Source organism: Flavobacterium chungangense LMG 26729, from assembly GCF_000735715.2.
Lineage (GTDB): Bacteria > Bacteroidota > Bacteroidia > Flavobacteriales > Flavobacteriaceae > Flavobacterium > Flavobacterium chungangense.
In genome coordinates, this window is sequence record NZ_JASY01000002.1 from 879,590 (window position 1) to 899,013 (window position 19,424).

General features: G+C 33.2%; 18 protein-coding genes and 2 tRNA genes. 11 read left to right on the forward strand and 9 right to left on the reverse strand.

From position 1 onward, the window contains the following. From JE46_RS06985 to map, 4 genes are all read right to left on the reverse strand, one after another. On the reverse strand, window positions 1-2,895 hold the full coding sequence (locus JE46_RS06985) for a DEAD/DEAH box helicase (protein ID WP_031454547.1): 2,895 nt from the start codon (window positions 2,893-2,895) through the stop codon (window positions 1-3). 123 nt (window positions 2,896-3,018) lie between these two features. Further along, the gene (locus JE46_RS06990; RefSeq protein WP_031454548.1) at window positions 3,019-3,792 is read right to left on the reverse strand and encodes a class I SAM-dependent methyltransferase; all 774 of its coding nucleotides are present in this window, start codon (window positions 3,790-3,792) and stop codon (window positions 3,019-3,021) included. 41 nt (window positions 3,793-3,833) lie between these two features. After that, complete coding sequence (locus tag JE46_RS06995; RefSeq protein ID WP_051872831.1) at window positions 3,834-4,238, reverse strand: GxxExxY protein; 405 nt, start codon at window positions 4,236-4,238, stop codon at window positions 3,834-3,836. Window positions 4,239-4,308: 70 nt separating this feature from the next. Further along, window positions 4,309-5,127, reverse strand: coding sequence for a type I methionyl aminopeptidase (map, locus tag JE46_RS07000; RefSeq protein ID WP_031454550.1), 819 nt, complete (start codon window positions 5,125-5,127; stop codon window positions 4,309-4,311). 187 nt (window positions 5,128-5,314) lie between these two features. On the opposite strand from map, the gene JE46_RS07005 reads away from it, so the two are divergent. After that, window positions 5,315-6,568 (forward strand): DUF445 domain-containing protein, encoded by a 1,254-nt coding sequence (locus JE46_RS07005; RefSeq protein ID WP_031454551.1) that lies wholly within the window; start codon window positions 5,315-5,317, stop codon window positions 6,566-6,568. Between the two features lie 60 nt (window positions 6,569-6,628). Here JE46_RS07005 and gpmI read toward each other — a convergent pair whose 3' ends face one another. Beyond that, window positions 6,629-8,146: a 2,3-bisphosphoglycerate-independent phosphoglycerate mutase gene (gene gpmI / locus JE46_RS07010; protein WP_031454552.1), complete on the reverse strand. Its 1,518-nt coding sequence runs from the start codon at window positions 8,144-8,146 to the stop codon at window positions 6,629-6,631. 479 nt (window positions 8,147-8,625) lie between these two features. On the opposite strand from gpmI, the gene JE46_RS07015 reads away from it, so the two are divergent. Then, window positions 8,626-9,345 carry a murein L,D-transpeptidase catalytic domain family protein gene (locus tag JE46_RS07015; protein WP_031454553.1) on the forward strand — a complete coding sequence of 240 codons (720 nt, stop codon included), beginning with the start codon at window positions 8,626-8,628 and terminating at the stop codon, window positions 9,343-9,345. On the opposite strand, the gene JE46_RS07020 is transcribed toward JE46_RS07015, so the two are convergent. After that, complete coding sequence (locus JE46_RS07020; RefSeq protein ID WP_031454554.1) at window positions 9,334-10,917, reverse strand: L,D-transpeptidase family protein; 1,584 nt, start codon at window positions 10,915-10,917, stop codon at window positions 9,334-9,336. The genes JE46_RS07015 and JE46_RS07020 overlap by 12 nt on opposite strands. 1 nt (window position 10,918) lies before the next feature. Next, window positions 10,919-11,356 carry a GNAT family N-acetyltransferase gene (locus tag JE46_RS07025; RefSeq protein ID WP_031454555.1) on the reverse strand — a complete coding sequence of 146 codons (438 nt, stop codon included), beginning with the start codon at window positions 11,354-11,356 and terminating at the stop codon, window positions 10,919-10,921. Window positions 11,357-11,491: 135 nt separating this feature from the next. Between JE46_RS07025 and JE46_RS07030 the strand changes: the two genes are divergently transcribed. After that, window positions 11,492-11,564 (forward strand) — tRNA-Gly (locus JE46_RS07030). Window positions 11,565-11,656: 92 nt separating this feature from the next. Continuing rightward, window positions 11,657-11,729: transfer RNA gene (locus JE46_RS07035), tRNA-Gly, on the forward strand. 46 nt (window positions 11,730-11,775) lie between these two features. Here the strand turns inward: JE46_RS07035 and pepE are convergent. After that, a complete protein-coding gene (gene pepE, locus JE46_RS07040; RefSeq protein ID WP_031454556.1) occupies window positions 11,776-12,483 on the reverse strand; it encodes a dipeptidase PepE in 708 nt (235 codons plus the stop codon). Window positions 12,484-12,645: 162 nt separating this feature from the next. Between pepE and JE46_RS07045 the strand changes: the two genes are divergently transcribed. The 7 genes from JE46_RS07045 (at window position 12,646) to JE46_RS07075 (ending at window position 18,696) form a co-directional block, all read left to right on the forward strand. Beyond that, window positions 12,646-13,413, forward strand: coding sequence for a hypothetical protein (locus tag JE46_RS07045; RefSeq protein WP_035136455.1), 768 nt, complete (start codon window positions 12,646-12,648; stop codon window positions 13,411-13,413). Next, entirely contained in the window at window positions 13,400-14,125 is a 726-nt protein-coding gene (locus tag JE46_RS07050) for a carboxypeptidase-like regulatory domain-containing protein (protein ID WP_031454558.1), read from the forward strand. Before JE46_RS07045 ends, JE46_RS07050 begins: the two co-directional genes overlap by 14 nt. After that, a complete protein-coding gene (locus JE46_RS07055) occupies window positions 14,115-14,870 on the forward strand; it encodes a hypothetical protein (RefSeq protein ID WP_031454559.1) in 756 nt (251 codons plus the stop codon). Before JE46_RS07050 ends, JE46_RS07055 begins: the two co-directional genes overlap by 11 nt. Beyond that, complete coding sequence (locus tag JE46_RS07060; RefSeq protein WP_031454560.1) at window positions 14,867-15,373, forward strand: DUF6702 family protein; 507 nt, start codon at window positions 14,867-14,869, stop codon at window positions 15,371-15,373. Before JE46_RS07055 ends, JE46_RS07060 begins: the two co-directional genes overlap by 4 nt. 64 nt (window positions 15,374-15,437) lie before the next feature. Further along, on the forward strand, window positions 15,438-17,681 hold the full coding sequence (locus tag JE46_RS07065; protein ID WP_031454561.1) for a M1 family metallopeptidase: 2,244 nt from the start codon (window positions 15,438-15,440) through the stop codon (window positions 17,679-17,681). A 102-nt stretch (window positions 17,682-17,783) separates the two neighbouring features. After that, window positions 17,784-18,131 (forward strand): Sec-independent protein translocase subunit TatA/TatB, encoded by a 348-nt coding sequence (locus tag JE46_RS07070; protein ID WP_031454562.1) that lies wholly within the window; start codon window positions 17,784-17,786, stop codon window positions 18,129-18,131. A gap of 1 nt (window position 18,132) precedes the next feature. Further along, window positions 18,133-18,696, forward strand: a complete 564-nt coding sequence (locus JE46_RS07075; protein ID WP_031454563.1) for a phosphatase PAP2 family protein — start codon at window positions 18,133-18,135, stop codon at window positions 18,694-18,696. Between the two features lie 181 nt (window positions 18,697-18,877). Here the strand turns inward: JE46_RS07075 and JE46_RS07080 are convergent, their stop codons facing one another. Next, window positions 18,878-19,345, reverse strand: coding sequence for a hypothetical protein (locus tag JE46_RS07080; protein ID WP_051872832.1), 468 nt, complete (start codon window positions 19,343-19,345; stop codon window positions 18,878-18,880). Between the last annotated feature and the right edge of the window lie 79 nt (window positions 19,346-19,424).

Genomic DNA, 19,424 nt, shown 5'->3' on the forward strand with positions numbered 1-19,424 from the left:
TTAAGATCCCAAAATATAGGCTAAGTTACCTTCAAGTTCGTCATTGATATAACTTTCTTCCAAAAGAGAATCAGATAATAGTTTTTTGTTTTCCTGAAGCTTCACTATTTTTTCTTCAACTGTATTTTTCGAGATAAAACGAATTACATTGACTTTATTCAACTGCCCAATTCGGTGTGCTCGTGCAACTCCTTGTTTTTCTGCGAAAGGATTCCACCACGGATCTAAAAATAAAACATAAGAAGCTTTTGTGATATTCAGACCAACGCCCCCTGCTTTCAACGAAATAAAAAACAACAACGGATTTTCGTTTTCCTGAAACAATTTTACCTGTTGTTCTCGTTTGCCTGCCGGGGTTTCTCCTGTAATTTCGCAAAATTCGATTTTGTTTTGTTTGCACCAATTGGTATAGAAGTTCAGGTTGGTAACAAACGAACTGAAAATGATTACTTTTTGTTTTGCTTTAACCAAATTTTCAAGATAATTGGTAACAGCAATATATTTTCCGGAATCAATTTCTGAATCTGCATCCACCATTTTCGGGTGATTACTCAATTGTCGCAGTTTCATCAAAGTATTGATAATACTGATTTTATCCGGACTTGAACCATCGGTTTTAAGGAGGAAATTACGCGCTTTAGATTTTTCTTTTTCGTATAATTTCTCCTGTTCCGGATCCATGTCGCAATAATAAATCTGCTCTGTCAATTCCGGTAAATCTTTTAAAACCTGTTCTTTGGTTCGTCGCAAAATATAGGGCTGGATGAGGTTTTTTAATTCAGTTAAAACTTCTTCATTCTGTTTTTTCTCAATCGGATTTTTGAAATTTTCCACAAAAAAAGCATAACTGCCCAGAATATCCGGATTGATAAACTGCATCTGCGACCATAAATCGTCAAGCGAATTTTCGATTGGCGTACCACTCAGCGCAATTTTATGACCTGTACTGATTTTATTGATGGCTTTAAAAATCTTAGAATTTTTGTTTTTAATATACTGACTTTCATCTAAAATCAGATAGCGGAAATTATACTTTTCTAAAATGGAAATATCCCGGTGAACGATACTGTAACTGGTAAAAATCAAATCAGTTGAATCAAATCTGCCTGCGAGTAATTTTCGATCATTACCCACATATTGCATTTTTGAAAAGTGTGGTGTAAACTTTCCGGCTTCGTTAAACCAGTTAAAAACCAAAGAGGAAGGCAGCACTATTAAAGCTTTTAGAGGTTCTCTTTCAACAGTCGTTTCATTTGCAAACAAATCAAAATTGGTCGTTTTGGTTGTAAAGCCTAATTGCTCCTGTACAGAAACCAAAACTGCTAAAGTCTGTAATGTCTTTCCCAGTCCCATGTCATCCGCGAGACAAGCGCCAAGATTTGAATTGAAATGTCCCAAAAGCCATTTTACACCGTCAATTTGATACGGTCTTAAAGTTGCTTTTAGTAAATCTGAAGCAGTATATTCAGCATGAGAAATTACATCATTATCAATCTCTGAAATTCCGTCCAAAGCAGTAAAATTACTTTTACGTAAAAGCAAAGCTCCGTTTTCTGTTTTTGCCAGTTTTGCCAAAGAACCATATTTGCTGAACCATTCCAGCGGAATCAAAAAGTAATTTCCGTCAGGTAACATAAAAAGTCTTTCTTTGCTTTTTATATTCGGAATAATTTCGCTGAAATTGATTTTATAATGGCCAACAGTTACGATGATTTTAATGTCAAACCAATCGGCTTTTGTTTCTTTTGCAATCGAAATCGTATTGCTTTCGGTAATGATTTCTTTGCTTTCAAGTTTCAGGTTTTGGATTGTAAAGCCTAAACTTTCAAGCTTTTCCTTGTTGTCAATAATCAATTGAATATTAATATATGGATCATTCGCTTCTGTTTCAAGTCCAAACAATTCGTTTTTGACTTTTACTAAACCAATTTCAAGTAATTTTTTTGTGTATAAAATTTCTACGGCACTTCTTTTAAACTGAATTATTTTGGGTTCATTAGCAACACCGAAATCAACAAAAGAATGTGTTTTTTTAGTTTTACCAGCGTCAAATAAATAGCCGTTATAATCGAAATAAAGGTTGAGGTAATAACAATTTTTAAAGAAATCATAAACAGGCTGAATCGTACTTGAAATAATTTTGTCACGAACTTCCATTTCAAAACCCGCCGCTTCAATATCGATTTTTTTGGCTATTTCAGGAATAAAGCCTTTAAAATAATTATCAACCAGTTTTGAAGGAATTTCGATTGATTTTTTCTTCAGAAAAGGGGTTAGTTTTTTAGAATTGAGTTCTTTTAATCGGCCTAATTTTTTATTGATAATTAACCAGCCCGGTTCATCTAAAAGAATGGTAACACTACTATTCATGGGTAAAAATGTAGTTTTGTTTTCTTTTAAAGAAAGGGTATAAGTAATGCCTTCGGAATGTTTATCAAATTGAATCTGAGGTTCAAAATAAAGAGGTTCGATAACAACTCTTGAACGATAAAAGTCTTTTTCAGGCCCCAAATTCAAAGATAGTGGAAATTGTTCCTTCACAATCAAATCGTAAAAGGAACTTAAATTGAAATTTAAATACTGGCGAATGGCAAAATCAATTTTAGAATCTTTTTGCAAATCAGCAATGGTTTTAGCCGATTTGATTTTGGCACTGAACTTTTTGAAAATGAATTCAGGTTTTAAAGATTCACAGGCTGTCAGGATTTTTTTTGTATTTGAATCTAAATTTTCAAAATCAATTCCAAAACTTTCAATGATATCTTTAGTTGCCTTTTTGTCTAAGTATTTAATATCGCTTGTGTTCCCGATAATATAGGACGTTGGAATATAAGCATTCAGATTTTTTTCAAAACTGATGTCAAAACAGAACTGAAATGATTTTGTAGGTTCCAAGGTTTAAAGGTTTGGTTAGGCTTGTAATTTGGGAATTGTGCTAAAAAAAAGCGTTTTCAAATTATTTCTATTTTGAAAACGCTTTTTTAAATGAACTTATATCACTTATATGGTGAAAAAAAATTAGTTTTCCTGTTTAAAGCAAAGTGGAATGATTTCTCCTTTTGCCAGACAATATTTTTCAACTAATTCAGGAGCGATTTTATTGGTATAATCTTCTTCGATAACGATAAAACCAATGCTTCTTAGTTTGTCAAAATAATCTCTTCCATAGATACGAACGTGATCGTACTGTCCAAATATTCTGGCGCGTTCTTTTTGGTCTGTAATTGAATCGTCCGCAAAAGTAACTTCTCTGTTTAAATCCTGTGGGATCTGCAAAACGGCCATTCCGCCTGGTTTTAAAACACGGTACAATTCCTGCATTGCTTTGGTGTCATCCGGAATGTGTTCTAAAACGTGATTACATAAAATCACATCATATTCGTTGTCTTTGAAAGGCAAATTGCAGATATCCGCTTTTACATCTGCCAAAGGCGAAAACAAATCAGTTGTTGTATAATCAAGATTTTTCTGCTTGCGGAATAATTTATAAAATGCCTGTTCCGGAGCAAAATGAAGTACTTTTTTCGGTGCTGTAAAAAAATCAGTCTGATCATTTAAGTATAACCAAAGTAAACGATGTCTTTCTAATGAAAGTGTACTAGGCGAAAGTACATTGTTACGCTGCTTCCCATATCCGTAAGGTAAAAACGACCTGAAACTTTTTCCGTCAATAGGATCAGTAAATTTGCTTCCTCTTAACGATAAAGCTAAAATTGGGCGCACTACATAACTCAAACGAATTAATAAAGGTCTTGGAATAGTATTTAAAACTAATTTAAAAAGTTTTTTCATTGGGGTTATTTCACGGAGTTTCACAAAGGAGACACAGAGTTTCACAGAGTGTTTATAAATCGTTTTATGTTGTTTTTTAAAATTTTTGAATCAAAATTGATAAGAAGTCCTAATGGATAATTACCGAGTTTTAAATAGGTTAATATTTGTGCAAAATGTACATCCGTAAAAGCTTCAACAGTTTTTAATTCGATTACAATTGTGTTCTCAATCAGTAAATCAATTCTGTATCCATGATCAAGTTTTATGTCTTTATATACTATCGGTAGGACTTTTTGTTTTTCAACAATCAAACCTGAATTTGCAATTTCATAAAATAAACATTCCTGATAGGCAGATTCTAATAAGCCTGGCCCCAGTTGTTTATGAACTTCAATTGCAAGACCAATAATCTTATATGTAATTGCATCTAATTTATTACGAGATTCGTTGTTTTCTTCAAACATTTTAAAAGCTTGTAAATAAATATTTCTTTGTGAATCTCGGCGTATATCTCTGTGAATCTTTGCGCAATAACTACAGTACTAATGGCACTTTTCTAAATTCATCTTCTTCATTGCTTTCGATTCCTAATGCTTTGTAAATGTAATAGAAAGTCGATAAAATTTCCGGTTTTCCGTCGATTAAAGCAACATCGTGTTCAAAATGCGCACTTGGTTTTCCGTCAGCAGTCAGGATTGTCCACCCGTCTTTTAGCTGTTTGATGTTTTTTGTTCCCATGTTGATCATCGGTTCAATGGCAACCACCATTCCTTCAACGAAAAGTTTTCCACGACCTTTTTTACCATAATTTGGCATTTCCGGAGCTTCATGCATTTTTTGACCTAATCCGTGTCCAACCAATTCTCGAACAACACCGTATCCGTGAGATTCAGTATATTTTTGAATGGCGTTTCCAACATCTTCAACACGGTTTCCGGCTTTAAATTCTCTGATTCCTACGTAAAGAGATTCTTTGGTTACCTGTAAAAGTTTTTTGGTTTCCGGGGCAACTTCCCCAATCTCAAAACTATAGGCATGATCTCCATGATATCCATTTTTGAAAGCACCGCAATCTACAGAAATAACATCACCATTCTGCAAAGGCGTGTTGTTTGGTATTCCGTGAACAACCTGAGCATTCGGACTCATACAAAGTGAGTTAGGAAAATCGTACAAACCAAGAAAGCTTGGAACCGCACCATGATCACGAATAAATTCTTCGGCTAATTTGTCAAGATATAATGTAGTGACTCCTTCTTTTATTTCAGAAGCAATCATTCCTAATGTTTTTGATACGATCAAAGCACTTTCGCGCATTAATTCGATTTCCTCACGGGTTTTTTGGATAATCATATTTTTCAGATTTTCAGTTCGCAAAAGTACAATTTTAATCTTATTTTTTTAACGTTGATTTTGAAATTAATTAGAACTGAAATTTCAATAATTTATCTAAAAATCAAAGTTTCTTTTCAATTCTAACATTTTTTTAAAAGAGCATTTCAGAAAAAAGACATAAATTAGTTGTAAAACGTTGTTCACCATGAAAACTATTACAGATCAGGATATTGATAAAGTAAAAGCTCTTAGAAAAATGAAGAGAAATGCTTTGGCACTTTTGGGCGTTGCAGTTCTGTTGTTTATAATTGCCATTTATTTTAAAATTCCTATGCTGCAGGCGTTTAGCGAAGCAGCAATGGTGGGCGGAATTGCGGATTGGTTTGCAGTTGTAGCCTTATTTCGCCATCCGATGGGAGTTCCGATTTGGCATACGGCAATTATTCCGACCAAAAAAAATGAGATCGGTGAAAATCTCGGCAATTTTGTTTCTGAAGAATTTCTGAATCGTGAAAAGCTGGAAGTTAAGTTAGACGAATTCAATTTTGCCTCTAAAGCATCTGATTGGCTTTCGCAGGATGAAAATTCCAATAAAATTGCAGATGCTATAGCTCTAAATATTATTCCGGGGGTTTTAAAAACGATAAAAGACGAAGATATAAAGCGATTCATTCAGGTACAGTTTAAAGAAAAACTAGAAGCAATTAATTTCGGAGACTGGGTAGCGCTGGCATTGGAACCTTTACAGAAAGGAAATGTAAAAGATCAATTATTGACCAATCTTCTTGAAGTGATGAGTGCCGAATTGAGCGAAAATAAAGACTTAATTAGAAAGAAAGTAAAACAATCTACCCCTTTTTTGAGTTTTGGCCTTGCTGATAAAAGCATTTCGGAAGGTGTTTTTAATGGCTTGCAGGAGTTTCTTGATGAAGCCAAAAATCCGGAGAGTGCAGTTAGAATTAAAATAGATGAATACATTTCTGATTTCCTGAATAAGGTAAAGAACTCGGAAGAAATGCGAATCAAAATCAATAATCTGATTGTTGGTTTTGCCGGAAAAAAAGAAGTTCAGGATTACATTAACGGGATCTGGGATGAAATAAAATTATCAATTACAAATGATTTGGAGAAAGGAGAGGAGTCTTCAATACGAAAAAATATTGCCAGTCTGATTCAGAATTTTGGAAACGGACTCAAAGAAGATTCGATAATGGTTGATAAAATCAATAATTTTATTAAAAACGATTTGCTTTCTGTTCTTTTGAATAATAAAAAGGTAATAGGAGATTTAATTTCCTCCACTGTAAAAAGTTGGGACGGAAAAGAGGTTTCTGAAAAATTAGAACTTGAAATCGGAAAAGACCTTCAGTACATCAGAATCAACGGAACTTTAGTCGGCGGACTTATCGGGCTTATAATATATGGTGTGGAATGGACCTATCATTATTTTGTAATGTAAATAAAAGCAAAGAGAGACAAATCCTAAAACTTGTCTCTCTTCTATTAAAAAAGTGGTTTTCTATAGTAATGAATGACAAGTCATTGCTTCAGGCTGTGGAACACCCATCAATTCTAAAATAGTAGGGGCAATATCGCCTAAAACACCATTTTGTATGTTTTTTAACTCCTTGTCAACCAAGATAATCGGCACCGGATTCGTTGTGTGCGCTGTATTTGGGCTTCCATCAGGGTTGATCATCGTTTCGCAGTTACCGTGATCGGCAATTACAATGGTGGTGTAATTGTTTTCAAGAGCAGTTTCAATAACTTGTTTTGCGCAGGCATCAACAGCCTCACAAGCCTTAATTGCAGCTTCCATGATTCCGGTGTGTCCAACCATATCACCGTTAGCAAAATTTAAACAAACAAAATCTACTTCACCTTTGTTTAATTCAGGAACAAGGGCATCTGTTAATTCATATGCACTCATTTCAGGCTGTAAATCGTAAGTTGCCACTTTTGGAGAATTTCTTAAAATACGTGATTCTCCTTCAAAAGGTACTTCTCTTCCTCCTGAGAAGAAAAAGGTTACGTGTGGATATTTCTCTGTTTCGGCGATACGAATTTGTTTTTTGCCGGCTTTTTCTAAAACTTCACCAAGGGTTTCAGTAATATTATCTTTATTGTAAACCACTTTTACATTTAAATAAGTTTCGTCATAGTTGGTAAGCGTAACATAATACAAGTTCAATTTGTGCATGTTCTGCTCGTGGAAATCTTGTTGAGAAAGGGCTTCTGTAAGTTCACGGCCTCTGTCGGTTCTGAAATTGAAGAAAATCACAACATCGCCTTCGACAATTGTTGCTAATGGTTTTTCTTCTTCATCAACCATTACGATTGGTGCAATAAATTCATCGGTTACATCTTTTGAATAGCTTTCAAGAATACTTGCGACAGCATTTTTTGACGGAGTTCCTATTGCATTTACAACCAAATCATAAGCCAGTTTTACACGTTCCCAGCGCTTATCACGATCCATTGCATAATAACGACCAACTATTGAGGCGATTTTTACCGGAGTATCTTTAATATGATTTTCTAAATCCTGAATGTATTTAGCTCCCGATTTTGGATCAACATCACGTCCATCTGTAAAAGCATGAACGAATACATTTTCCAAACCATATTCCTGTGATGCATCAATCAGTCCACGTAAATGCGATGTGTGTGAGTGAACACCTCCATCAGAAACCAATCCTAAAAAGTGTACTTTTTTATTGTTTTCTTTAGCGTAAGTAAAAGCGTCAACAAGAACTTGTTCTTTGGCAAGTGTTTGATGAGCTACTGCTAAATTTATTTTGGCTAAATCCTGGTAAACGATTCTTCCGGCACCCAGGTTCATATGTCCAACTTCGCTGTTTCCCATTTGTCCTTCCGGTAGGCCAACGTTTAATCCATCGGTACGAAGTTGTGCGCTTGGGTAATTTTGGTAAAGGCTATTTATAAAAGGAACATTTGCATTGTCTATTGCAGATACTTTAGGGTCAGGAGATTTTCCCCAACCGTCTAAAATCATAAGAATTACTTTTTTATTCATGGTTTTTAGTTTTTGGCAAAGATAAACCATTTATAAAACAGGCAAGAAACGATTGTGACAATTATGTTTTATAAAATGAACAGTGCAAAAAAATAATAATTTAATTGAAGAAAGCTTTGTTTTTTAAAATTAATGCAGGCAGGCTTATGATTCTGCAGTAGTTGAATAGTATTTTATATTGACTAAATAGTCTTAGTGATTTATATTTTTTTTAGATACAAAAATATTGCTAAGCTTTTGATTTCATATTAATTAGGTTTTAAAAACAATTCAATTTGTTTTTAAATAATGAATTATGTTTATGAAACAACGTAAATTCCTGCAAAAAAAAATGATATATTTAGCTTAATTTAACTTTTTTTGCGATTTAGTGTTAAAGTTTGAGCAAAAATCACCTAATTTAGTGATATTAATTTTTAGGATTGCAAATAAACTATACATTTGTCAAACCTCAAATAAGTGTAATCTAAACGAAATCAATGATTTATAAGATTTATCCCGCAATTTTATTTTTATTTTTGTCTTTTGGTACAGATACTAAAAATAACACTGAAGCTAAAGAAGTAACAGTACGCAACATTGCTAAAGTTGAAAAACCGGCTATCGATGCGAAGATTGAAAATATTTATAACACATTAAATACGAATAGTTTTATTCTTCCTGAACTAAAAACTTTTACGGAAGCCTTGAAAGGTTTTTACTTATTGAAAGAAAAAGGTTTTATTCAAAAAGATATTTTAACTCTGGTTGATTTTAGTTTGTCATCAAACTTAAAACGTCTGTGGGTTATTGATTTATCGACCCATACTATTTTATTTCAATCTCTTGTAGCGCACGGCAGAAATACCGGTGAGGAGTTTGCTTCAGCATTTTCAAATGTTAGTTCATCTTTTAAAAGCAGCTTAGGGTTTTATAGTACCGGAGAAATTTATCAGGGAAAACATGGTATTTCATTACGCTTAGATGGTTTAGAAAAAGGAATAAATGATCAGGCTCGTAACAGAGGCGTTGTCATGCATGGAGCCGATTATGTTTCTGAATCGTTTATCAGAGATCACAAAAGATTAGGAAGAAGTCAGGGATGCCCGGCAATTCCTGTTGAATTAACAGACGAAATTATTCAGACCATAAAGGGTAAATCATGTTTGTATATCTATCATCCTTCGCGAAGTTTTCCTATGGAGCAACTAATTTCGTAATTTAGAATACAAGTCTTCATCGAGATCATAAACATCATATCTAAAAATCAATTGATTTTTTTTACTCCAGGCAGTCCAATACCATTGATATAATTTATATTTTTTGGTAATCTTAATGCTCGTTGTTTTTTTACGGGCGATTATGGTGTCAATTTTATCTTTTGACCAGTTTTTAGAATCATCTAAAATGTGCTGGGCCAATTCCAATGGGTTTTCAACACGTACGCAGCCGGAACTCAAAGAACGATTGCTTCTTTCGAAATAATTTCGGTGATTGGTGTCGTGTAAGTAAACACTATAATTGTTAGGAAACATAATTTTTATTAATCCAAGTGAGTTGTAATAACCTGGTTTTTGAATATACCTGTAGCTGCGGGGTTTATTTATGTTCCAGTTTGCAGGATTGACTTCGTGTCCGGCGCTATCATAAATGGTGATGTTTTTGTTTTTCAAATAATTTCTGTTTCGTTTCATTGCAGGAACCACATCTTCCTTTAGAATGGTAGGAGGGACAGTCCATGTTGGATTGAAAACGATGCTTTTAAGGGTAGAGGTTAAAACCGGTGTTTTTCTTTTACTGGTTCCAACAACAACATTTCTAACAGCAGTCGTATCCTTATTTTCTACAACATGCAAACTAAAATCAGGAATGTTAACTATAAAATAATTTTCAGCAAATTCATTCGGATACCATCTCCAGCGCTCTAAATTGGCAATAATCTGATGTTTTCTTTTTTCTTTAGAAAAGTTTAGGTGATGAATAGTGCTGGCCCCAATGACACCATCCGGAACTAAACCGTGACGGGACTGGAATTTTTTCATAGATTCAAATGTTTTATTGTCGTAGATAGCCGTTAAGCTGTCTTTACCTGACATATCATTCCAATATAAAAGTCTTTTTTTAATATTGATTAATGCGCGATTAGTATCATTCAGTACTATTTTTTCTTTTGATTCAATGGTGCTAATAGGATCGTCAGGAAAACTATTGATAAGTTTTAAGGCTTTTAGTAATTGTATATAAGTTTCCGATTTAGGCTGGATATTTTTAACTAAACTATCTAAAGTATTGTGATTGAAACTTTTTACTAATGCAGTGTTAATGTCTAAATCCTTGTCTTCAAGTGCCCAGTCCCTATATAAAAATTTTGGATTTAGTTTTCCTTCGTATAAATGGGTGACATATTTTTCAAAATTATGAGTCAGCAGCAGGTCGTACTCAGCAAGCTGTTTATTATTTAGTTTATCGATTTGTTTTTCATAAATATCCATCTTTTTTACCTTATAATCATTTGGATTCAGGCCTAATTCATCAGATTGTTTTAGTTGCGATAAAATATAAGTCCTTTTTTTAATATTTCCCCAAATGGTTTTGTTGTCAGAAGACAGGTAAAATTGTTTTAATGTTTCACTTTTATAAGCGTTTATAAGTGCAGTATCTATGTCAACAGTTCTTGCATCTGTAATTACTATGGCAGGTAAAGCTTTTTTTATTTTTGGGAGTGTGTCTTTTTGGTTCTTTTTGCAGCTTATAAAGAAACATAGTATCAACAGAAAGTAAAGTTTATTCATTTTATATTTTTTTGTACATTAAATAATGTTCTCCAATATTTGGGATTTCAAACGGATTTCCCTTTGTTTTATATCCCAGTTTTTTATAGAATCCAACAGCGGCTGTTCTTGCATTGAACCATATCAAATCGAATTGGTTTGACAGGCAATATTCTTCGCAATGTATTATTAGTTTCTCTCCAAAACCTTTTTTTTGGTGCGATTCTAAAATAGCCATTCCGCGAATTTGCACCTGAAAAATTTCTGCAAAGATAGGATTGCTTTTTACGAATAACGAAATTATTCCTGTTAAATTTGAATTTTTAAATAATCCGAAGTGATGTGTTGTTTCTAAATCATCCCCATCAAAAATGCAGGTTTCTATGGGTTTTTCTTTTCGAAGTACAGGATGTCTTACAATAATGGCTTCCTGTGCAGATATTTCTTTAATTAATGTCATGTTCTGAATAAAAAAACAAAGCTATAACATTTTAATTTTAAATAGATTACTAAAAATAGTGATTTTTAATTTATTTTTTTTCAAAAAAAGCTTGTTTTAAACCTTACTTATTTTTTATATTTGCACCACAGTAATGCGAAAGTAGCTCAGTTGGTAGAGCTCCAGCCTTCCAAGCTGGTTGTCGCGAGTTCGAGCCTCGTCTTTCGCTCTAATCAAAACTTAGGTTTAGATTTAAAATATAAATAATTTGTTTTTTATTTTTTTAAACGATTTAATTATTTATATTTGCACCCTGTTAATGCGAAAGTAGCTCAGTTGGTAGAGCTCCAGCCTTCCAAGCTGGTTGTCGCGAGTTCGAGCCTCGTCTTTCGCTCTTCAAAATCCTCAAACAATTTGTTTGAGGATTTTTTGTTTTTAGGTTATTTTAAATGACTAAGGTCACTTTCGGGATTTAACTCAGTTGGCTGTTGATTCTGTAGAAATAAACGGGCTGATAGATTTCCTTTTAAAGTAATTTTTTCTCCTTTTACTTCAAGCCAGCTGCCTTCTCTTAATCCTAAAACCGGAATAGTATTAAAAGCATGAAACTCTTTTATTCTTGTTTCGCGGGTTTCTCCCATGTGTTTAGATTGTAAATCAGGATCTAAATAATGAGGGTTTAGATTAAAAGGAATTAATCCTAATGTCTGAAAACTAGGAGGGTAAACTATAGGCATGTCATTTGTAGTTTGCATTGAAAGACCGCAAATATTACTTCCGGCACTGGTTCCTAAATAAGGTATTCCGTTTTTTACCGTTTCAGAAAGAACCTGCATAGCATTATTTTTGTATAATTGAGTAACTAATAAAAAAGTATTTCCTCCGCCAGTAAATATTCCTTCAGCGTTTTTTAAAGCTGTTTCAGGATCTTCAAATTCATGAATTCCTTTTACTGAAATGTTGATAGTTTGAAAAACTGAAGCTGCTTTTTGAGTATATTCATCATGTGAAATTCCGCCAGGACGGGCATAGGGAATGAATAAGATAGTTGAACAATTTTTAAAATGCGATTGCAATACAGGTAGCAAATATTCTAAATAACGGCCTTCATGTAGTGTAGAGGTGCTTGCAATAATGATGTTTTTCATAAAATTAGAAACTCTGATTGTTTAAGGATAAAGGTATTGAAAAGCCTTTTCTGTTGTTAAAAGCCTTTTTAAATTAACATATTTTTACCAAGCTGTTAGTATTAAATTTGGAACACATTAGGATATTTTTACATTTTTAAGAGTAATTCTAAATTTTTGATTTTGATTGATAAAATTATCTGTTTACTGGTTGTTTTTCTGAGTCAGGTTGTTTGGTCTCAGAATCAGGAACGTATTGTTTTAAACGGAAAAATAATTTCAAATACAAATGATTTAGAAGGGGTGTATGTGGTGAATGCGCAAACTGAAGCAATGGTAACAACTACTGCAGATGGATCGTTTTCTATAAAGGCCAAAAGCGGAGATATACTTGTTTTTTCATCAATTCAATTTAAGGAAAACCGGGTGCTATTGACGCCTGAAAATTTTTCAGACCTTAATTATACTGTAAAATTAAATCTTCTCATGTATCAATTGCAGGAGGTAATTGTAAAACGGTACGATAATATTAATGCTGTTGCTTTGGGGATTATTCCTTCGGGACAAAAAAGCTATACTGAAGCTGAGAGAAAGTTGCATACAGCTACCGCATTAAATCCTACTGCAAATGCAGGAACAATGGCTGGAGGTTCTATTTCTGTTGATCCTTTATTGAATTTCTTTTCAGGGCGTACGGCAATGTTGAAAAAGGAAGTTGCTGTAGAGAAAAAAGAGTCTTACATGCGGCTTTTAGAAAATTTATTTACATTGGATCATTTTGTAAACAAACTAAAAATTCCTCTTGAATATGTAAAAGGATTTGAATATTATGTTGTAGAAAATGATAAGTTTACAGCGATTTTAAATTCTAAAAATAAAACTTCGACAGAATTTTTGTTGGGAGAATTGGCTGTTAAATACAAAGAGATAATCGCTATTGAAAACAAATAATACCTTATATATAATCTTGTTTTTTTTTGTTCAAATTTGTCTTGGTCAAAATAAAGTTTCGAAAGAAATTTTTGGACAAATTTTTGAGCAGTCTACTTCTGTGGAGGGTGTAAATATTATTAATAATAACACACAGATTACTACTGTTTCAGATGTAAATGGAATGTTTTCTATTGTGGTAAAAGCAGGAGATGTTCTGGTTTTTTCATCAGTAAATTTAGAGCCTTTAAAGCGCCGCATTACTACTGATGATTTAAATTCAAGTTCGCTTTTGATAAAAATGACAGCAAAACAAATTGAGCTAAAAGAAGTAGTTGTAAATGAGAATGCTAATATCACAGCGGAAAATCTAGGGATTATTCCACAAGGACAAAAAAAATACACTCCGGCTGAAAGAAAGGTTTATACGGCAACATCAACTTCTGTTGATAAAGTAATAAATGCAATTTCCGGAAGAACTAAGATGTTAAAAAAGGAGGTTAAAGTTGAGAAAAAGGAAGCTCTTTTTAGGAAAATTGAATATCTTTTTGAGGAAGCATATTATACGGATCGTCTTAAAATTCCGTTAGAACATATAAAAGGATTTCAGCTTTATTGCGTGGATAATCCTGAATTTGCTGTATCTTTGGATACTAAGAACAAAACAATGAGTATGTTTTTGATAACTCGTTTGGCGCAGGAATATCTAACAATTATAGAGCATGAAAAATAAATTAGGAATATTTGTACTGTGTTTGTTTTGTCAATTTGTAGTGGGACAAACTAATTCGAGAAAAACTTTACACGGCCAGGTAGTGAACAGTTCTCTTCCTATAGAGACAGGCTATGTGATGAATATAAATGCTAAAATAAGAACTTACATTGGTCCAAAAGGATTGTTTGATCTTTTGGCAAGGCCAAAAGATACTCTATTGTTTACAGGTTTGGCGTTTCAGTCTAAAAAAATTATTTTAACAGAAAAAGACTGTGCGGAAACGCTTTTATTTGTCCCTTTGGATTTAGTCAATATTGAGTTAAAAGAAGTTTTGGTTCATAAAGACTTAAAAATTAATTCTTTAGATGGTGGTTCGCAGCGTTTTGTTGACATGCAATTTGAAGACGACAAACAATCAACTGCTAAAAACACGGTAATGTATTCAAATCAGACGATTAAATACGGGACTGATTTTGTCCGAATTTTTAAAGATGTTAAAAAGTTGCTTCGAAAAGATAAAGAAGTTGAAGAGGAAGTAATAAGTGACATCGCTTTTGTTGAATATTCGAAAGATAATTTTACACCTGATTTCTTTACTAAAACATTAGGACTAAAAGAAGATGAAATCGATTTGTTTTTAATGTATTGTTCGAATGATTCAGAATCTAAACGACATTTAAAAACAGATCAAAAATTTGAACTGATGGATTTTATGATCAATAAAAATAAAGATTTTAAAAAGGTTGTGTTGAAACAGAAATGAAAAAGAATCTCCTTTATTTCTTAATTGGAATATTATTTTTATCCTTGTCGGCATTTGCATTCCATAAATTCTACATGGGAGTTTTTCAAATTAATTATGCGGCTGAAAAAAAAATGATTCAAATTACCTCTAGAATATTTGTTGATGATCTGAATAAGGGGATAGAAAAAAAATACAATAAAAAGACCTTTCTGGGTACTGATAAGGAAACTCAGGCTGATATTGATTTATTAAAAAGATACCTTTCAGAAAATTTTAATATAAAAATAAATGGTCATCTAAAACCTATTACTTTTTTATCAAAAGAACTCGAAGCCGATGATGTTTTGGTTTGTTATTCCAGAATTACTGCTGTTGAGAAATTTAAAGTATTAGAAATTTCAAATACAGTTTTAGTTGATTGGAATGCTGAACAGCAAAACATTACACATATTTCAGCATATGGAACCAAAAGAAGTGTGCTTTTTACGGAATCTTCAAAGAAAGAAGTGTTAAAGTATTAATGAACGGGTAAAATTGTTGTTTTAATTCCTATTTTCACGGCTTCAAAAACTCCAAAAAATATTTATGAAAAGACTTTCATTACTATTGCTTTTTCCTGCTGTGCTAATGGCTCAGGAGAAAAATACCACTGTTGCTCCAAAACAACAGGGAAAGTATGATACAAACAAATTTAGCCAGATGTATGACTTGATGGCTACGCCAAATATGTTTCGTACGGCATCAGGAGCCCCGGGGCCTGCTTATTATCAACAGCAGGCAGACTACAAGATTGATATTGAACTGGATGATAAAAACTCAAGATTAAGCGGATCTGAAACGATTACTTACACAAATAATTCACCTGACAATTTAGAGTATTTATGGATTCAACTGGATCAAAATCAGGCTAAAGCCAATACACAATCTGCTTTGGCCGAAGGAGAGAAAATTAATCAGGTCTTGCCTTTGGAGGGTTTTTCGGGTAAATATCTAAAGAAAGATTTAGAACGCGGTTTTAATATCGAATATGTAAAAGATGCTAAAGGAAATCCGATGTCCTACACCATCAATGAAACCATGATGCGTATTAATCTGGTTTCACCTTTAAAACATGGAGAAAAGATTTCATTGTCTGTAAAATGGTGGTATAACATCAATAATTACAGAAAAGAAGGTGGACGTTCCGGTTATGAGTTGTTTGAAAAAGACGGTAATAAATTATATGTAATAGCCCAGTTTTATCCAAGAATGGCAGTTTACAATGACGTTGAAGGCTGGCAAAATATGCAATTTTGGGGAAGCGGGGAGTTTGCACTTCCTTTTGGAAATTTTGATGTAAATATTACAGTCCCTGCTGATCATGTTATTGATGCTACGGGAGAATTGACCAACAGAAGTGAAGTTTTTACGGCAGAACAGGTAAAACGTTATGAACAGGCTCAAAAATCATTTGATAAACCGGTTGTAATTGTTACACAGGCAGAAGCTGAAGCTGCTGAAAAAGGTTTCTCTGAAAAGAAAAAAACATGGAAGTTCAGTGCAAAAAACGTACGTGATTTTGGAATTGCCTCTTCAAGAAAATTCATTTACGATGCAATGGCTGTAAAATTGGGTGGTAAAATAGTAATGGCTGAATCCGTTTATCCAAAGGAAGCAAACCCGCTTTGGGGAGAAACTTCTACCTTGACAGTCGCACATACTTTAAAAAGTTATTCGTCACATACATTTGATTATCCATATCCAAAAGCAGTATCCGTTTCTGCAGAAGATCAGGGAATGGAATATCCTATGATTTGCTGGAATTTTGGTCGTCCTGACGAAAATGGTGTAACAAGCAAAGAAGTGAAAAACGGAATGATTGGTGTTGTAATCCACGAAGTTGGGCACACTTTCTTTCCGATGATTGTAAACTCTGATGAACGTCAGTGGACCTGGATGGATGAGGGTTTAAATTCATTTTTAGAATATCTGGCAGAACAGGAATTAGATCCAAAGTTCCCTTCAAGACGCGGACCTGCAAAAAATATTGTTCCGTACATGAGCGGAGACCAGAAGTTTTTGGAACCAATTATGTCTAATTCTGAAACCATTCATCAATTCGGAAATAATGCGTACGGAAAACCGGCTACAGGACTTAATATTTTAAGAGAAGTAGTGATGGGAAGAGAATTGTTTGATTATGCTTTTAAAACCTATGCAAACAGATGGAAATTTAAACATCCAACTCCGGAAGATTTTTTCAGAACGATGGAAGATGCTTCTGCAGTAGATTTAGACTGGTTTTGGAGAGGATGGTTTTATTCAACTGACTTTGTAGATATCGGAATCAAAGAGGTAAAGCAATATTATGTTTCAGAAACTCCAACTACAGATATCAAAGATGTCAAAGTTAGAAAAGGACGTTTCGGATACGAAAAAGGACCTTTTGTTTATTTGGTGGCAGGTGATAATACAGAAGTAGAGGGATCTAAGAAAAAGGCTTTAAAAGTAGAAGATTTTAAGCCTTTGGCTGATTATGTAGATCAGACTTTTACGGCAGAGGAAAAAGCAAGCATTAAATCGCCTAAATATTTCTACGAAGTAGAATTCAATAAACCAGGCGGAATGATTATGCCAATTTTGGTTGAAATTACCTATGAAGACGGTACAAAAGACAATTATCAGTATCCTGCACAAATATGGAGAAAAGGCAGTGAGTCAGCCAAAAAAGTGTATGCAACTGAAAAACCTGTCAAAAGCATTCAGATAGACCCTAAATTATTGACCGCTGATATTGATGTAACCAACAACTCTTGGCCAAAAGTCGAGCAAAAGTCAAAATTTGATTAAATATAAAATTAGAAAGACTCTGAAAAGAGTCTTTTTTTTAAGTAAATTTTAAAACACCAGCCTGTAAAATTTAATATCTTTGTGACACAAAAAATAAAAGATATGTTTGGTATAGGAGGAGGAGAATTAGTTTTTATACTTTTTATAGTACTAATGCTTTTTGGATCAGATAAAGTGCCTGAAATTGCCCGTACAATGGGTAAAGCGATGGCGCAGTTAAAAAATGCAACAAATGATATTAAAAGCGAAATTCAAAAAGGGGCTGAAGCAAATGGTCTTGATGCAAAATCGCTTTCAGATATCACAGGGAATATCAACGCTCAAATTAATGATGCCAAATCGAATTTATTAGGTGATACAACAAATTTATTGGGCGACACAGCTACAGAAATTGACAAAGTAAAAGAAGATATTGATTCCATCGCAGGACCTGTAAAACGTCAAAGATAATATGCTTAAAAAAATACAAGAATTAGATACTCATTTATTAGTTTATCTTAACAGTTTAGGTTCTGAAACATACGATAATTTCTGGCTGATTATTACAAGTCAGTTAAATTGGACTCCCGTTTTTTTATTAATGTTTTATCTTATTTATAGAAAAATTGGAGGAAAACAAACCTTGTATTTATTGCTTTTTATAGCAGTTTTGATTGCTTTTACAGATCAGACAACCAATCTTTTTAAAAACACTTTTCAGCGTTTACGACCTTGCAATAATCCTGAAATCAACACAATTATCAGGGTAGTACAATCCCGAAAATCGTATAGTTTTTTCTCAGGTCATGCTGCTAACACAATGGCTGTTGCTATGTTTTTATTTCTGGTTTTAAAACGACATTTCAAATACCTTGGATTTTTGTTTTTATGGCCATTAATCTTCGCCTATAGCCGAATCTATTTAGGTTTACATTACCCGGGAGACATTCTGACTGGCTATTTCTTTGGAGCTTTGTTTGGATTTTTGATGTTCAAAGTATATCAAAATTTAAAACCAAAATACTTTCCGGGATAATACTGTCATCCTGAGCTTAGTCGAAAGAAGGAGCTGATTCCGGCTGTCCGCTCTATCTTTTGCGCCAAACTCTGGCACAAAAGGATGTCACTTCCATCCGGGCTAGGACACTCGTTTTCAAAAAGAAATTTTTAAAAACAGATGTAATTATTAAATATACCTGTTTTTAAAAATACTTTCTTTAGAAATTAAATTCTTCTAATTCTATCGCTTCGTCAAAATAAGCCTTAAACTTTTTAGATAATTCTCCATCTTTAAATTTTACAATTGTAAAAGAACTATCCCAAGCGGTAATTTCGCAGGATGAGTTTTTAACCTGAAATTTATCATTAATCCAAACATCATCATTTCCTTCTGCAAATGGAGGGTTTTTTATATCAAATATTGGCTCTTCAGTTTTTTTAACGGCAGATATTACACCCCATATGATTTGAGAATCTGTTTTAACTATTTTTTTTAAATTTTCAGGTGTTATTATTGAATAATCATCTTTCAGATCAATTGGTAATTGCTCTTTTGAAAAATTTATAACGTCTAAGTCAGACATCACCCAATTAAATTCGGAAATGTTTATCCATGATGAATTTAAAAGATCATTTAAGTTTGTGTGGCAGTATAATTTTTCTGTATTTCTTATTATCCAATTCAAAATTTATTTTTTTACATAGATGAATGATTCAACATTTAAATATTCTCTATAAATTTGACTTACCTCAAGTTCGTCGTGA

Excerpts from the sequence above, each read along its gene's own strand:
- JE46_RS07065 (WP_031454561.1), top strand. The coding sequence starts at position 15,438 with ATGAAAAGACTTTCATTACTATTGCTTTTTCCTGCTGTGCTAATGGCT.
- JE46_RS07060 (WP_031454560.1), top strand. The coding sequence starts at position 14,867 with ATGAAAAAGAATCTCCTTTATTTCTTAATTGGAATATTATTTTTATCC.
- gpmI (WP_031454552.1), bottom strand. The coding sequence starts at position 8,146 with ATGAATAAAAAAGTAATTCTTATGATTTTAGACGGTTGGGGAAAATCT.
- JE46_RS07020 (WP_031454554.1), bottom strand. The coding sequence starts at position 10,917 with ATGAATAAACTTTACTTTCTGTTGATACTATGTTTCTTTATAAGCTGC.
- JE46_RS07055 (WP_031454559.1), top strand. The coding sequence starts at position 14,115 with ATGAAAAATAAATTAGGAATATTTGTACTGTGTTTGTTTTGTCAATTT.
- JE46_RS06995 (WP_051872831.1), bottom strand. The coding sequence starts at position 4,238 with ATGTTTGAAGAAAACAACGAATCTCGTAATAAATTAGATGCAATTACA.
- JE46_RS06990 (WP_031454548.1), bottom strand. The coding sequence starts at position 3,792 with ATGAAAAAACTTTTTAAATTAGTTTTAAATACTATTCCAAGACCTTTA.
- JE46_RS07005 (WP_031454551.1), top strand. The coding sequence starts at position 5,315 with ATGAAAACTATTACAGATCAGGATATTGATAAAGTAAAAGCTCTTAGA.
- JE46_RS07025 (WP_031454555.1), bottom strand. The coding sequence starts at position 11,356 with ATGACATTAATTAAAGAAATATCTGCACAGGAAGCCATTATTGTAAGA.
- pepE (WP_031454556.1), bottom strand. The coding sequence starts at position 12,483 with ATGAAAAACATCATTATTGCAAGCACCTCTACACTACATGAAGGCCGT.
- JE46_RS07070 (WP_031454562.1), top strand. The coding sequence starts at position 17,784 with ATGTTTGGTATAGGAGGAGGAGAATTAGTTTTTATACTTTTTATAGTA.
- map (WP_031454550.1), bottom strand. The coding sequence starts at position 5,127 with ATGATTATCCAAAAAACCCGTGAGGAAATCGAATTAATGCGCGAAAGT.
- JE46_RS07015 (WP_031454553.1), top strand. The coding sequence starts at position 8,626 with ATGATTTATAAGATTTATCCCGCAATTTTATTTTTATTTTTGTCTTTT.
- JE46_RS07075 (WP_031454563.1), top strand. The coding sequence starts at position 18,133 with ATGCTTAAAAAAATACAAGAATTAGATACTCATTTATTAGTTTATCTT.